At 73.2% G+C, this 14,595-nt stretch carries 13 protein-coding genes; 8 read left to right on the top strand and 5 right to left on the bottom strand.

What is annotated here, in order from left to right:
* The first annotated feature begins 31 nt into the window (after positions 1-31).
* The 7 genes from urtB (at position 32) to atzF (ending at position 9,911) form a co-directional block, all read left to right on the top strand.
* The gene (gene urtB, locus AC1DUQ_RS05270; RefSeq protein WP_477060002.1) at positions 32-916 is read left to right on the top strand and encodes an urea ABC transporter permease subunit UrtB; all 885 of its coding nucleotides are present in this window, start codon (positions 32-34) and stop codon (positions 914-916) included.
* Complete coding sequence (gene urtC / locus AC1DUQ_RS05275; RefSeq protein WP_477060003.1) at positions 913-2,001, top strand: urea ABC transporter permease subunit UrtC; 1,089 nt, start codon at positions 913-915, stop codon at positions 1,999-2,001. The genes urtB and urtC overlap by 4 nt, the downstream gene beginning before the upstream one ends.
* The gene (urtD, locus tag AC1DUQ_RS05280; RefSeq protein ID WP_477060004.1) at positions 1,998-2,831 is read left to right on the top strand and encodes an urea ABC transporter ATP-binding protein UrtD; all 834 of its coding nucleotides are present in this window, start codon (positions 1,998-2,000) and stop codon (positions 2,829-2,831) included. The genes urtC and urtD overlap by 4 nt, the downstream gene beginning before the upstream one ends.
* Complete coding sequence (gene urtE / locus AC1DUQ_RS05285; RefSeq protein WP_477060005.1) at positions 2,824-3,519, top strand: urea ABC transporter ATP-binding subunit UrtE; 696 nt, start codon at positions 2,824-2,826, stop codon at positions 3,517-3,519. Before urtD ends, urtE begins: the two co-directional genes overlap by 8 nt.
* Before the next feature lie 40 nt (positions 3,520-3,559).
* Positions 3,560-4,243 (top strand): GntR family transcriptional regulator, encoded by a 684-nt coding sequence (locus tag AC1DUQ_RS05290; RefSeq protein WP_477060006.1) that lies wholly within the window; start codon positions 3,560-3,562, stop codon positions 4,241-4,243.
* Between the two features lie 299 nt (positions 4,244-4,542).
* Positions 4,543-8,148 carry an urea carboxylase gene (gene uca / locus AC1DUQ_RS05295; protein ID WP_477060007.1) on the top strand — a complete coding sequence of 1,202 codons (3,606 nt, stop codon included), beginning with the start codon at positions 4,543-4,545 and terminating at the stop codon, positions 8,146-8,148.
* A complete protein-coding gene (gene atzF, locus AC1DUQ_RS05300) occupies positions 8,145-9,911 on the top strand; it encodes an allophanate hydrolase (protein ID WP_477073481.1) in 1,767 nt (588 codons plus the stop codon). Before uca ends, atzF begins: the two co-directional genes overlap by 4 nt.
* Before the next feature lie 17 nt (positions 9,912-9,928).
* On the opposite strand, the gene AC1DUQ_RS05305 is transcribed toward atzF, so the two are convergent.
* The 5 genes from AC1DUQ_RS05305 to AC1DUQ_RS05325 form a co-directional block, all read right to left on the bottom strand.
* The gene (locus tag AC1DUQ_RS05305; RefSeq protein ID WP_477060009.1) at positions 9,929-10,204 is read right to left on the bottom strand and encodes a DUF4031 domain-containing protein; all 276 of its coding nucleotides are present in this window, start codon (positions 10,202-10,204) and stop codon (positions 9,929-9,931) included.
* A gap of 30 nt (positions 10,205-10,234) precedes the next feature.
* The gene (locus AC1DUQ_RS05310; protein ID WP_477060010.1) at positions 10,235-10,525 is read right to left on the bottom strand and encodes a WXG100 family type VII secretion target; all 291 of its coding nucleotides are present in this window, start codon (positions 10,523-10,525) and stop codon (positions 10,235-10,237) included.
* Positions 10,526-10,946: 421 nt separating this feature from the next.
* Entirely contained in the window at positions 10,947-11,771 is an 825-nt protein-coding gene (locus AC1DUQ_RS05315) for an HD domain-containing protein (protein WP_477060011.1), read from the bottom strand.
* A gap of 43 nt (positions 11,772-11,814) precedes the next feature.
* Complete coding sequence (locus AC1DUQ_RS05320) at positions 11,815-13,347, bottom strand: sensor histidine kinase (RefSeq protein ID WP_477060012.1); 1,533 nt, start codon at positions 13,345-13,347, stop codon at positions 11,815-11,817.
* Positions 13,344-14,063, bottom strand: coding sequence for a response regulator transcription factor (locus AC1DUQ_RS05325; protein ID WP_477060013.1), 720 nt, complete (start codon positions 14,061-14,063; stop codon positions 13,344-13,346). Before AC1DUQ_RS05325 ends, AC1DUQ_RS05320 begins: the two co-directional genes overlap by 4 nt.
* A 182-nt stretch (positions 14,064-14,245) precedes the next feature.
* Here AC1DUQ_RS05325 and AC1DUQ_RS05330 point away from each other — a divergent pair.
* On the top strand, positions 14,246-14,595 hold a 350-nt coding region (locus AC1DUQ_RS05330), incomplete at its 3' end, for a glutamine amidotransferase-related protein (RefSeq protein ID WP_477073482.1).

The following is a 14,595-nucleotide window of genomic DNA, read 5'->3' on the forward strand; positions in this document are numbered from 1 at the left end:
CCCCCTCGCACGGACAGGAAGGCGGGTCCGGATGGATGCCCTCGTCTCACAGCTCTTCGCGGGCCTCAGCCTGGGGTCGGTGCTGCTGCTCGCGGCGCTCGGCCTGGCGCTGACGTTCGGTCAGATGGGCGTCATCAACATGGCGCACGGCGAGTTCATGATGGCCGGCGCGTACACGGCGTTCGTCGTGCAGAAGGTGATCGCCGACGCGGGGGTGTCCCTGCTGGTCTCGCTGGTGATCGGGTTCCTCGTCGGCGGCCTGCTCGGGCTGATCCTGGAGATCACGCTCATCTCGCGGATGTACACGCGGCCGCTGGACACGCTCCTGGTCACGTTCGGTGTGGCGCTCGTCCTGCAGCAGCTCGCGCGGGACGTCTTCGGCGCCCCCAACGTCGACGTCCGCGCACCGGCCTGGCTGTCCGGGGCCGTCCCGATCCTCGGGGTGGGGATCCCGAAGACCCGACTGTTCATCCTGGCGCTCGCGATCCTCTGCGTGGTCGCCCTCGCGCTCCTGCTCAAGCTGAGCCCGCTCGGCCGGCGCATCCGGGCCACCGTGCAGAACCGCGACCTCGCCGAGACGTCGGGGATCTCGACGCGGGCCACCGACCGGCTGACCTTCTTCATCGGGTCCGGCGTGGCCGGCGTCGCGGGCGTCGCGCTCACCCTGCTCGGGTCGGTCGGTCCGACCGTGGGCACCAACTACATCGTCGACGCCTTCCTCGTGGTGGTGGTCGGCGGCATCGGCCAGCTCAAGGGCGCGGTGATCGCGGCGTTCGGGCTCGGACTGCTCTCGGCGGGCTTCGAGTACTCGACGACCGCGAGCCTGGCCAAGGTGCTGCTGTTCGTCGTGATCGTCGCGTTCTTGCAGGTCAGGCCGCAGGGGCTCGTCTCGGTGCGGACGCGGAGCCTCGCATGAGCCCCCGCGTCCGGGTCTGGGGCGGCCTCGTCCTCGCCGCGGTGGTGCTCTTCGGCGTCGCCCCGGCGCTGCTCTCCGACTTCCGCCTCAACCTGCTGGCCAAGTTCTGCTGCCTCGCCATGGTCGCGGTCGGCATCGGGCTGGCCTGGGGGCGCGGCGGGATGCTGGTGCTCGGGCAGGGCGTGTTCTTCGGCCTCGGTGGCTACCTCATGGCCATGCACCTCAAGCTGTCCGACGCCGGCCCGGGCGGGGTCCCCGACTTCATGCTCCTCTACGGCGACGGCACGGTGCCGGCCTGGTGGGAGCCGTTCCGGGACCCGGTCGTCACGATCCTCGCGATCCTGGTCCTGCCCGCCCTCGTGGCCACCCTGCTCGGCCTCGCGGTGTTCAAGCGGCGGGTCCGGGGCGCCTACTTCGCGATCCTGTCGCAGGCTCTCGCGGCCGCGTTCGCCATCCTGCTGGTCGGCCAGCAGAAGGTCACCGGCGGAACCAACGGGCTCAACGGGTTCCAGTCGTTCTTCGGGTTCACGCTCGCCGACCCCGTGAACAAGCGGATGCTCTACTTCATCGCCGCGGGCGTCCTGCTGGCCATGGTCGCGATCGTGCGGCTGGTCATGAACTCCCGCTACGGCGAGCTGCTCGTGGCGGTGCGCGACCAGGAGAACCGCGTCCGGTTCCTCGGCTACGACCCCGCCCTGGTCAAGGTGGTCGCCTACGCGATCGCCGCCTGCTTCGCCGCGATCGGCGGGGCGCTGTTCACCCCGATCGTCGGGATCATCTCGCCGGCCGACGTCGGCGTCGTGCCCTCGATCGGGTTCCTGGTCGGGGTCGCGATCGGCGGGCGCGCCACCCTGCTCGGTCCGGTGCTCGGCGCGATCGGCGTCTCGTGGGCGGAGACCTCGTTGTCCGAGTCCTTCCCGTCGTTCTGGATCTACTTCCAGGGCGCGCTGTTCATCCTCGTCGTCGCGTTCCTGCCCAACGGGCTCGCGACGGTCGGTCGCCTGTTCCGCCGCCGGGCGAAGCCGCCGGAACCCGTTCCCGACCCTGCACCCGCCACCCTCGAGACCGCCGGGACACCCACATGACCGACGAGACAGGGTCGCTGGACCCCGACGCGCTCGAGCAGGTGATCGCCGCCGACGAGTCCCGGTTCCGGCACGACTACCTCGAGATCCGCGACCTGCGCGTGGTGTTCGACGGGTTCGTCGCCGTGGCGGGCGTCGACCTCACCGTGACGCAGGGGGACCTGCGGTTCCTCATCGGCCCGAACGGGGCCGGCAAGACCACGATCGTCGACGCCATCACGGGGCTGGCGCCGGCGACCGGGTCCATCCGGTTCGGGGGAGTGGAGCTCGTCGGCAAGCCGTCGCACCAGGTCGCGCGCGCCGGGGTGGGCCGGACGTTCCAGACGGCCAGCGTGTTCGACGAGCTCACCGTGCTGCAGAACCTCGACATCGCGGCGGGGTCGTCGCGGAAGGCTCGGGTCATGCTGCGGCGACGGACCGGGATCCCCGAGGCCGTCGAGGCGGCGCTCGAGACGGTGGGGCTGACGCACCAGCGCGACCAGCCCGCGGGGGTGCTCGCGCACGGGCAGAAGCAGTGGCTGGAGATAGGGATGCTCCTGGTGCAGGACGCCCGTCTGCTGCTGCTCGACGAGCCCGTGGCGGGCATGAGCCAGGCCGAGCGCGAGGAGACCGGGCTGCTGCTCCAGCGGATCGGGGCGCAGCGCACGGTGGTCGTCGTCGAGCACGACATGGAGTTCCTGCGCAGCTTCGCGTCGTCGGTGACCGTGCTCCACCAGGGGTCGGTGCTCAGCGAGGGGACGGTGGCGCAGGTGCAGGCGGACCCGAGGGTCGTCGAGGTGTACCTGGGCCGCGGCGCCGGGGTCCGTGGGACGGGGGTCGCTGATGCTTGAGCTCACCGGGGTGCACGTCGGGTACGGGCGCACGTCCGTGGTGCACGGGGTCGACGTCACCGTGGCCGACGGCGGGGTGACCGCGATCATGGGCCACAACGGCGCCGGCAAGACGACACTGCTGCGGGCGGCCGTCGGGCTGCTGCCGGTACGGAGCGGCCGGGTGACGCTGTTCGGCGAGGACGTGTCGAGGCTGCGGCCGCACCAGCGCGTCCGCCGCGGGCTCGCGTACGTGCCGCAGGGCCAGCAGTCGTTCGGGCAGCTCACCGCACGCGAGAACCTCCAGCTCGTCGCCGACGGCGCCGGTCCGGCGGCGTCGGCCCGCATGGACGACGCGCTCGACCTGTTCCCGGCGCTGCGCGACCTGCTCGGGCGGCGGGCCGGCCTCCTCTCCGGCGGCCAGCGCCAGCAGCTCGCCATCGCTCGCGCGCTGCTCACGGGTCCGCGCGTCCTGATCCTCGACGAGCCGACCGAGGGCATCCAGCCGTCCGTCGTCCAGGAGATCGAGGACGCCATCGGCACCCTCACGCGGACCGGCGGGCTGTCCGTGCTGCTGGTCGAGCAGCACGTCGGGTTCGCCCTGGCGGCTGCCGGTCAGTACTACGTGCTGGAGTCGGGCCGGGTGACACGCTCGGGTGCGGGCGGGGCCGACCAGGAGGCCGACGTGCGGGCGGCGATGGCCCTGTGAGCGTCGGTGCGGTCCCGTTCGAGGTCTACGCTTCGTGACCATGAGCACGGAGGATCCCCGCTCCTTGCGGGACGTGGTCTACCAGCAGCTGCGCGACGAGATCCTCAACGGACGGGTCTCGCCGCGGGAGCGGCTGACGGAGCCCAAGCTCGGCAAGCAGTTCGAGGTCTCGCGCACCCCGGTGCGCGAGGCGCTGTCGCGACTGCTCTCCGACGGTCTCGTGGAGCGCACCGACTTCGGGTACGCCGTCGTCGTGCCCAGCCTGGAGGACCTGCGCAACCTGTACGAACTGCGGATCACCCTCGAGCTGCGCGGGATCGCCCGGGCCATCGAGAACCCGCAGGTCCGGCACGACGAGGAGCTGCTCCGCGCCGAGCGCGACAAGTGGGCGGAGCTGCGCGACGCCCCGCCCGAGCCGGACGCCAGCTTCGTGCTCTTCGACGAGGGGTTCCACCAGGTGCTCTCCCGGTCGTCGGGGAACACCCAGCTCACCGGTGCCCTGGTCACCGTGAACCAGAAGATCCGTGCGGTGCGCATGCACGACTTCGTGGAGCCCGACCGCATCACCGCGACCATCGACGAGCACCTCGAGATCATGACCCTCGTCCTCGCCCGCGAGCTGCCCGCGGCACTGACCGCCCTGCACAAGCACGTGGGGGAGTCGCTCGAGGTCGTCATGCAGCGTGCGACCCAGTCGATGACTCGGATGGCTCTCGCAGGCTGACGGCCCGCTGCCCCCCGCCCGCCGCGACGTCCGCAGGTTCGGCCGTCCCGGCGCTCGACGGTGCGGACACTGCGTCGACCAGCTGTTGGGTCCGCACGATCGGTCGTCCCGGCGCTCGAACGTGCGGACGCTGCAGGGGTGGCTGCCACCGCGCCACGCTCGGGAGCAGGTGTAACGCACCGTTTACGCGGGGGCGTGGGCCGGGAAACACGGTCTCCGTAGCGTGCCGGATACCGGGGTGTATACACCCTGCGCCGGACGCCTCCGTGGGCCCGGCCCGACCGCTCCCGGGGGACGCCGTGTTCGACACCCTGCTCGTGGCCAACCGCGGCGAGATCGCCGTCCGCATCCTGCGCAGTGCGCGCGAGCTCGGGCTCAAGACGGTCGCGGTCTACTCGGACGCCGACGCGGCTGCCCCGCACGTGCGGCTGGCGGACGTCGCGGTGCGTCTGGGCCCCGCGGCGGCCGGCGAGAGCTACTTGCGGCCTGAGCTCGTGCTGCACGCGGCGGCCGAGAGCGGCGCCGGTGCGATCCACCCCGGGTACGGGTTCCTGTCCGAGAACGCGCAGTTCGCGCGGGAGGTCGAGGCAGCGGGGCTCGCGTTCGTCGGGCCGACGCCCGCGCAGCTGTCGGTGTTCGGCGACAAGCACCGGGCGCGCGAGGCGGCGGCCGCGGCGGGCGTTCCACTGGTCGCGGGCAGCGGGCTGCTGGGGTCGGTCGAGGAGGCGCTCACGGCCGCGTCCGTCGTCGGCTATCCCGTCATGGTCAAGGCCGTGGGCGGTGGCGGGGGGATCGGCATGCAGGCCTGTGCCGACGCCGACCAGCTGGTGGCCGCGTTCGACCGCGTGCAGCGCCTGGCGGCGGCGAGCTTCGGCAGCGCCGGGGTGTTCCTCGAGCGGTTCGTGTCCCGCGCGCGGCACCTGGAGGTGCAGGTGTTCGGCGACGGGCTGGGCCGCGTGGTCAGCCTGGGCGACCGCGACTGCTCGCTGCAGCGGCGCAACCAGAAGGTGGTCGAGGAGGCACCGGCGCCGGCCCTTCCCGACGACGTCCGGTCGATGCTGCACGAGTCGGCCCGCGCGCTGACGGCGTCCGTGGCGTACCGGTCGGCGGGGACGGTCGAGTACGTGTACGACGTGGACCGCGGCGAGGCGTCGTTCCTCGAGGTCAACACGCGTCTGCAGGTCGAGCACCCGGTGACCGAGGCCGTGACGCGCGTCGACCTGGTGGCCTGGATGCTGCAGCTGGCCCAGGGCGACGTCTCGTTCCTGGACGAGGTCCCGGACGACGGCCCGGCGATCCAGGGCCACGCCGTCGAGGTCCGGGTCTACGCGGAGGACCCGCGCAAGGACTACCAGCCGAGCGCCGGTCTGCTCACGGAGGTGATCTACCCCGACGACCCCGGGGTGCGCGTCGACGCGTGGGCCGAGACCGGGCAGCAGGTCACCAGCCACTACGACCCGATGCTGGCCAAGGTGATCGTGCACGCGGCGGACCGTCCGGCTGCGTTCGCGGCGTCGGCCCGCGCGCTCGCGGCCACCCGGTTCACCGGGGTGCAGACGAACCTTCCTCTCCTGCGCGAGGCGGTCCGGCAGCCCGACGTGCTGGCCGCGGAGCACACCACGGGCACGCTCGCGGGCGTCACCGACGACGAGCCGTACATCGACGTCGTCCGGCCGGGCGTGATGACGACCGTGCAGGACTGGCCGGGCAGGCTCGGGTTCTGGGACGTCGGCATCTCGCCCTCGGGGCCCATGGACGACCTCTCGTTCCGGCTGGGCAACCGCGCGCTGGGCAACCCCGAGGGTGCGCCCGGGCTGGAGTGCACGCTGACCGGCCCGCGCCTGCGGTTCAGCCACGAGACCGTCGTCTGCGTGACCGGCGCGCCGGCGCCCGTGACGGTCGACGGCCTCGCGGTGCCGCAGTGGGAGCCCGTGACCGTCCCCGCCGGCGCCGTGCTCGACGTCGGGGCTCCGTTCGATGCGGGCCTGCGCACCTACGTCCTGCTGCGTGGTGGGCTGGACGTGCCGCTCTACCTCGGCTCGGCGTCGACCTTCTCCATGGGCGGCTTCGGCGGGTACACCGGCCGGGCGCTCGTCGTCGGCGACACGCTCGTGCCGGGCGTCCCCGACGGACCCGATCCGGTGGTCGTGCCGGAGGACGTCCGGCCGCAGCTGGTGCACGAGTGGGAGGTGGCGGTCCAGGAGGGACCGCAGCCGGCGCCGGCGTACTTCACGCCCGCGGACATGGAGATGTTCTACGCCTCCACGTGGCAGGTGCAGACGCACGCCAACCGCACGGGCATCCGGCTGACCGGCCCGAAGCCGCAGTGGGCGCGACCCGACGGCGGCGAGGCGGGCCTGCACCCGTCGAACCTGCACGACAACCCGTACTCGGTGGGCGCCCTGAACGTCTCCGGCGACACCCCGATCCTGCTCGGCCCCGACGGCCCCAGCCTCGGCGGGTTCGCCTGCCCGCTGACCGTGGTGGTCGGGCACCGCTGGAAGATGGGCCAGATCCGGCCCGGCGACACCGTCCGGCTGGTGCCCGTTCCCGACGCGACCGCGGACGCCCTGCGCACCGACGACGCCCTCCGCGCGTCCGCGCACCTCGGGCCTGACGTGCTCACGGGTCCCGACGGCGACGACGGCGTCCTCGCCCGGGTCCCGGGCACGCCCGACGTGGTCTACCTGCGCGGTGGCGACGACAACGTGCTCGTCGAGTACGGCCCGATGGTGCTCGACCTCGGTCTGCGGATGCGCGTGCACGCCCTGGGCGAGGCTCTGTCGGGCACCCCGGGCGTCATCGACATCACCCCCGGAGTCCGCAGCCTGCACGTGCACGTCGACCCGTCGGTGATCTCGGTGCACGCGCTCGTCGACGTCCTGGTCGGGCTCGAGGCGTCGCTGCCCGCCACGGAGGACCTCGTCGTGCCGAGCCGCCGCATCCACCTGCCGCTGTCGTTCGACGACCCGGTGATCGCCGAGGCGGTCGCCCGCTACCAGGCCGGAGTCCGCCCGGAGGCACCGTGGCTGCCGTCGAACATCGAGTTCGTCCGCCGGGTCAACGGCCTGCCCTCCACCGACGACGTGTTCGCCACGATGATGGCCGCCGAGTACCTGGTGCTCGGCCTCGGGGACGTCTACCTCGGCGCCCCGCTGGCCGTCCCGCTGGACCCGCGGCACCGCCTGATGACCACCAAGTACAACCCGGCGCGCACCTGGACCGCCGCGGACACCGTCGGCCTCGGCGGCCAGTACCTGTGCGTCTACGGCATGGACTCGCCCGGCGGCTACCAGCTGGTCGGCCGGACCGTGCCCATCTGGTCCGGGCACCGGCAGCGCGGGGTCTTCGAACCCGGCAAGCCCTGGTTGCTCCGGTTCTTCGACCGGGTCGTCTGGCACCCGGTCGCGGCCGACGAGCTGCTGGCCCAGCGTGACGCGTTCGCCGCCGGGCGCCTGGACGTCGAGGTCGAGCACGGCACGTTCTCCTACCGCGAGCACCTGGAGCTCCTGGCGGAGCACGCCGACGACATCGCCGAGTTCCAGGCCCGCCAGGCAGCCGCCTTCGCCGACGAGCGCGCCGCCTGGGCGCTCGCGGGCGAGCTCGACTCCACCGACGACGGGGAGCCTGCGCACGCCGGTGACGTCGCCGCGGGACCGGGCGAGATCGAGCTGCTCGACGGGTGCGTGCTGGTCGAGGCGCCGATGGTCGGCAGCGTCTGGCGGATCGAGGCCCAGGCCGGTGAGCAGGTCAAGGAGGGCGACCTGATCGTCGCGCTCGAGGCCATGAAGCTCGAGCTCGGCGTGGTCGCCCCGTCGGACGGCACGGTCCTCAAGGTGCTCGTCCAGCCGGGTCAGCACGTCGGCCCCGGCGCGCCGCTCGCGATCTTGGCGGTGGGTGCGTGACGGGGACGACGATGGACGGCGTGGCGAGCGAGATGCGGGTGTCGACAGCTGTCGGGGTGGCCGAGGCACGCGTCCGCGCCGCCTACGCCCGGATCGCCGAGGTCGACCGGCCGGAGGTCTGGATCACTCTCCTCCCGGAAGCCGTGGCGCTCGACGCCGCCCGGGAGATCGATGCCCGCCGCGCAGCCGGTGCCGTGCTCCCGCTCGCAGGGCGCACGGTGGCGGTCAAGGACAACATCGACGTCGCGGGGGTCCCGACGACGGCCGCGTGCCCGTCCTACGCCACGGAGCCCGCAGGCAGGCCGGGGCCCGCGACCGTCACCGCGCCCGCGATCCAGGCCCTGGTCGACGCGGGTGCCGTCGTGCTCGGAAAGACCAACCTCGACCAGTTCGCCACCGGGCTGGTCGGAGTCCGCAGCCCCTACGGCGCGGTCCGGCACGCGACCCTGCCCGAGCGCGTCTCCGGGGGGTCCAGCTCCGGGTCGGCCGTCGCGGTCGCGCTCGGCATCGCCGACATCGGGATCGGTACCGACACCGCCGGGTCCGGCCGCGTGCCGGCGGCCTTCGGGGGCCTGGTCGGCATCAAGACGACCCTCGGTCTCGTGCCGACGACAGGGGTGGTGCCGGCCTRCCGGAACTACGACGTGGTCACCACGTTCACCCGCGACCTGGAGCTCGGCGTGCTGGCCACCCGCACGATGACCGGTGCCGACCCGCTGGATCCCGTGCGTCGCCCCTGGCCGGCGGGCGTGCGGCTGGGACTGCGTTCGGTGCCGGTGGTCGCCGTGCCGCGCGACGAGGACCTCGCATCGCTCTCGCCCGGCTGGCGAGCAGCGTTCGACGCCGCGGTGGTCGCCGTCCGGGCCGTCGGTGCGCAGGTCAGGCGCGTGGACATCTCCGGCATGCTGTCCGCCGCCCGGCTGCTCTACGACGGCGCGATCGTGGCCGAGCGGTACGAGGCGGTGGGCGCGTTCCTCGCCGACGCACCCGACGCCGACCCGACGGTGCGCTCGATCATCCTGGCCGGCCGCGACACCCCCGCCCACGCGTACGTCCGCGACCGGGCCCGGCTGGCGGTCGCCAAGGTGGAGGCCGACGCGGTGCTGGACGGCTGCGACCTGCTCCTGCTGCCGACGACCACCGAGCACCCGACCATCGCGGCGGTGCAGGCGGACCCGATGGCCATCAACCGCCGGCTCGGCACCTACACGAACTTCGTCAACCTCCTCGACATGGCCGCCGTCGCGATCCCCGCCGGCACCGCGGACGGGGGACCGTTCGGGGTCACGCTGGTGTCGCGCGCGTTCGACGACCAGCTGGCCGTGGACCTCGCGGCGCGGATGCTGGGAGTCGAGAGCGCCCCGCTGGTCGAGGCCGGCGTCGACGTCCTCGTCGTCGGCGCCCACCTGCGCGGCCAGCCCCTGAACCGTGAGCTGGAGGAGCTCGGCGCCCGGTTCGGCCGGCCGGTCCGGACCTCGGACGCCTACCGCCTGGTCGCCCTCGACACCCAGCCCCGCAAGCCCGGCCTGCTGCGCGTGGGACCCGGCGCGGGTGCACCGATCGCGGGAGAGGTGTGGCGACTCTCGGCGGGCGCGCTCGGCAGCATGCTCGCCGGGCTGCCCTCGCCGATGATGCTGGGCCAGGTCGAGCTCGAGGACGGGTCCTGGGTGGTCGGCTTCGGCTGCACCGCCGAGGCGGGCACCGCCGGGGCCGACATCACGGCGACCGGTGGCTGGGTGGAGGCCCTGCGGCAGGGACTCTGAGGAGCTCCGCCCGCGGCCTACCGGTGCCGACCGCGGTCCCGGGCGGGCACCCGCAGCCCCGATGCCCGCAGCCGCCGGATCAGCTCCTTGGCGCTCACCAGCTCGGCGCCGAGCGCCACCAGCTCCTCGATCCGCTGGTCCGGCACGTCGTAGTGGTCGAGGTCGAACCCTCGCGGCGGGATCCCCGCCCGGGCCGCGAAGGCGTGCAGCTCCTCCAACGACGAGTCGCTGACCAGATGGCCCCAGAGCATGCCGTGGTTCGGCCACATCGGGGGGTCCACCAGCACCGTCACGGCCCGAGCGTAGGCACGGGAGGGCGGTCCTCACACGCTGAACAGCCGGGACGCCTGCGACTCGGCCTCCGCGTAGGTGCGCGCCGCCGACTGCATCGCGGCCACGATCTGCTCCAGCGACGCGTCGAGCCGTGCCTCCGTGGCCGACCAGTCGGCCAGCACGCCGGAGAACGCGGTCGCTGCGGCGCCCCGCCACGAGCCCTGCAGGTCAGCGAGCTGGCGGTGCATCGCGGCGACCTCGCTGCGGATCGCGCCCGCACGCGCCTGGACGCTCGCCGCCGCCGTCGCGACCTGTGCGCTGTCGACCTCGTACCTGCTCATGCGACCTCCGTCGTCCACGCCGGGTGGTCCCGGCTCCTGGTCGAGGACGCTAGGAGGGAGGGGGGCCGGGTGGGCCGGGAGAGCGCAAGCCGGGGGAGAGGGCGCGCAGCGGCGGGCTGTGGGCGGCTCGACGGGCGCCCGCGGTCCGTCCCCGGCCGGGGTGCCGCTGCACCCCGGTCCGGGACCGACCAGCTCCCAGTCACACACATTCGCAGCCCGACCAAGGACCAGCAGAACGGAGGCACGCGAGAGCGCTCCCACAGCGTACTACGCGGCCCGCCCGGCGAGGCGCTCGACGACGTCGCGCAGCACCCCGGGGCGCAGCACGATCAGGCGGCGGTCAGGAGCGCGCCGCGCTCGAGTCCTCGGTGTTCGCGGTGACGTGCGAGGACGCACTCGCGGCGCCCGCCACGCGGCACGGTCAGGAGCGAGCCGCGTTCGAGTCCTCGGTGCCGCGCTCGGCGGTCGCGGAAGCGTTCGAGGACGCGCTCGAGGCACTGTCCGAGGCGGCAGTGCTCGCGGCCGCGGCCTCCGCGGCGGCGGACGCAGCCTCCGCGTCGATCGCGCGGAGCTCCTTCTCCAGCCGCTGCAGCTCGCCGGACAGGTTCTGCCGTGCCGGCTCCTCCCAGGCGGCCCCGAGCGGGCTGACGAACAGGGACGGGCGGGCCAGGAGCTTGTGCAGGATCCGGACGCGGGCGCGCAGGTAGTCCTCGACCGGCAGGTGCGCGTACTCGGTGCGGATGTCGTGGACGTAGGCCTTGTACTTCTGCGGCTCGGTGGCGAGCATCGCGAGGTCCGCGTCGCAGAGCACCGCGCAGTCGAAGTCCGACGGGTTGGGGGCGTGCCGGACCAGGGCGACGACCAGGTCGTGCACGCGCTGGGCGCGCGGCTCCGGCACGCCGAGGGCGATCAGCTCGTCGAAGGCGAGCCGCGCGCTGGCGATCTCGTCCTCGCCGCCGCGGTTGGCGTAGGCCTTGCGGTCGGCGGCGTCGAAGATGGCGCCGTGGTACCAGGCCGCCAGTCGCACGACGTCGGGCTGGTGGGTCTCCTCGACCAGCTCGTCGACCCGGCTCAGCACGTCGACCAGGTGCTTCAGGTTGTGGAACGACCGTCCGGGCGAGCCCCATCGGTCCACCAGCGCCTGGCCGGCGTCGCGGATCTGCTCGGTCGAGGCGGTGGCGCCGGCGCCGACGGCGCTGCGTACGAACGCGGACAACAACCACTGCGGTGCGTCATGGACGCCCATGAATCAGCCTTCATCCGACGGTAGGAACCCGCCATGGTAGCCCTCAGGGCTGTGACTCGGGGGTCGGGGCCGGCAGCGTGACACGGACCGTCGTCCCCCCTCCGGGTGTCTGCTCCAGGTGCACCGACCCGCCGTGCGCGTCGACGATCGCGGCGACGATGGCCATGCCGAGGCCCGCGCCACCGGAGTCGCGCCCTCGGCTTGCGTCCACCCGGTAGAACCGCTCGAACACCCGGGCGGCGTGCTCCGGGTCGATGCCCGGGCCGTGGTCGCGCACCTCGAACGCGCCCTCGCCGGTCGGTAGGGTCCCGACGGCGATCTCGACGGGGGTGCCGGGCGGGGTGTGCTGGACCGCGTTGCCGACGAGGTTGGCCAGCACCTGCCGTAGCCGCGACTCCTCGCCGTCCACGATGCAGGGCGCACCCGCGGCGCCGTCGACCAGCGGGACCAGCCGGGTGGGCCGGGACGGGTCGAGGGCGTGCAGGTCGCTGACCGCGTCGGCGGCGAGCACGGTGAGGTCCACGGGTCCCGTGTGCATGGGGCGGCCCTCGTCGACGCGCGCGAGCGCGAGCAGGTCCTCGACGAGCGCACCCATCCGGATCGCCGACTGCTCGATGCGGCGCAGGGTGTCGTCCACCTGGTCGGTCGTGGTCAGGGCGCCCATCCGGTACAGCTCGCCGTAGCCGCGGATGGTGGCCAGGGGGGTGCGGAGCTCGTGGGAGGCGTCGGCGACGAACCGGCGCATGCGGGCCTCGGAGGCGCTCTGAGCACCGAACGCCAGCTCGATCTGCGCGAGCATGCCGTTCAGTGCGGCGCTGAGCCGTCCGACCTCGGTGTGCTCGGGACCCGGGGCGACGCGCTGCGACAGGTCCCCGGCGGCGATCGCCGCGGCCGTCGTCTCGATCTCGCGCAGCGGCTTCAGCGAGCGTCGGACCGCCCACGCGCCGGCCGCGGCACCGAGCAGGACGATCCCGAGGCCGCTGAGCAGCAGGACGAGGGTCATGTGCTTCACGGTGCGCTGGATGTCCCCGAGCGGGAGCGCGATGACCGCGGTGCCGACGCTCCCGTCGCGCATCGAGAAGTTGTACGCGACGACGCGCCACTGCGAGCCCGGCTGCGTGGAGGGGACGGTGAACGGGTCGCCGTGGCGGGCGGTCGCCTGGTCGATGCTCAGGGACGGCACCTTCGGCGTGCCGTACTGGTCGCGGGTCGTCTCCGAGAGGATCGGCAGCTCGTCGTTGTCCACCGCGTAGCGCAGGTAGTAGTCGCTGGGCGTGTAGAACGGGTTGCCGGTGAGGTCGAGCTGGCTGAGCCGCTGCTCGGCCACCTGCGTGCCCTCGGTCTGCAGCTTCTTGTCGACCTGGCCCACGAGCGTGCCCTCGAGCAGCGCCGCGCTGGTCGCCCCGGCGAGCACCAGCCCGAACGCGAGCAGGACCGTGACGATGCCGACGAGGCGGGTGACCAGCGGGACGCCCGCCCAGCGGTCCCGGAGCGTGGCCAGCGGCCGCGGACCGGGTGTGGCCTCGGCGGACGCCGACGCGGGCGCAGGGTCGGTGGTTGTCGTGTCCGTGCTCACGTCGACTCGCGCAGCAGGTAGCCCACGCCGCGCTTGGTGTGGATGAGCGGGGGCAGCCGGGTGCCGTCCGCACCGTCGATCTGGTCGATCTTGCGGCGCAGGTAGGAGATGTAGGACTCGACGATGTTGGCGTCGCCGCCCCAGTCGTACTGCCAGACGTGGTCGAGGATCTGCGACTTCGACAGCACGCGGCCGGGGTTRAGCATGAGGTAGCGCAGCAGCTTGAACTCGGTGGGGGACAGGTCGACGGGATGGCCGGCGCGGACCACCTCGTGGGAGTCCTCGTCGAGCTCGAGGTCCGCGTACCGCAGCACGCTGCCGTCGTCGTCGAGACCCGGCCGGGTGCGCCGCAGGACCGCGCGGATCCGGGCGACGACCTCCTCCAGGCTGAACGGCTTGGTGACGTAGTCGTCGCCGCCCACCGTCAGGCCCTGGACCTTGTCGGCCGTGTCGTCGCGGGCGGTGAGGAACAGGACGGGGACGTGCTGGCCCTTCTCCCGCAGGCGGCGGGTGACCGTGAACCCGTCCATGTCGGGGAGCATGACGTCGAGCACCACCAGGTCGGGCTCCACCTCGCGGGCGAGGCGCAGCGCGGAGCCTCCGTCGGCGGCCGCGAACACCTCGAAGCCGGCGAACCGCAGCGACGTGGCGAGCAGCTCGCGGATGTTCGGCTCGTCGTCGACGACGAGCAGACGTGCCTCCGGGGGTGTGGACATCCTCCGATTCTCCGCCCGGATCCTGGGAGTTCGCTGGGTGAATGCGGGGTTGGTTCGAGTGCGATGACGCGCACGCGTGACAGGTTCATCCGGTCGGCAAAGGTGGCCGACCGGGACAGACCGGGACAGACCGGACGGTCGTTTCTTGCAGGATTCCGGTAGTGCAGGGGTACCGTCTGCGCGTGACCCTCCCCTTCTCCGGTGGCCCCCGACCGGTCGTCACCGTGATCCAGAGCTCCCCCGACGTCCCGCTCGACCGCTTCGGCGAGTGGCTGGACGTCGACGTGCGCGTCGTTGCGGCCTTCGCCGGTGAGAGCGTTCCCGCGGCCGACGAGGTCGGCGACGGTCTCGTCGTGCTCGGCGGCCACATGTCCGCCTACGACGACGCCACAGCCCCGTGGCTCCCCGCGCTGCGCGTGCTGCTGGCCGACGCGAGCGCCCAGGGCRTCCCGACGCTCGGCATCTGCCTCGGCGCCCAGCTGCTGGCCGCTGCCCGCGGCGGTCGCGTGCAGGTGGCGGCCCCTCCCGGGCG

It is taken from the genome of Cellulomonas sp. P4_B5_2 (assembly GCF_056402235.1).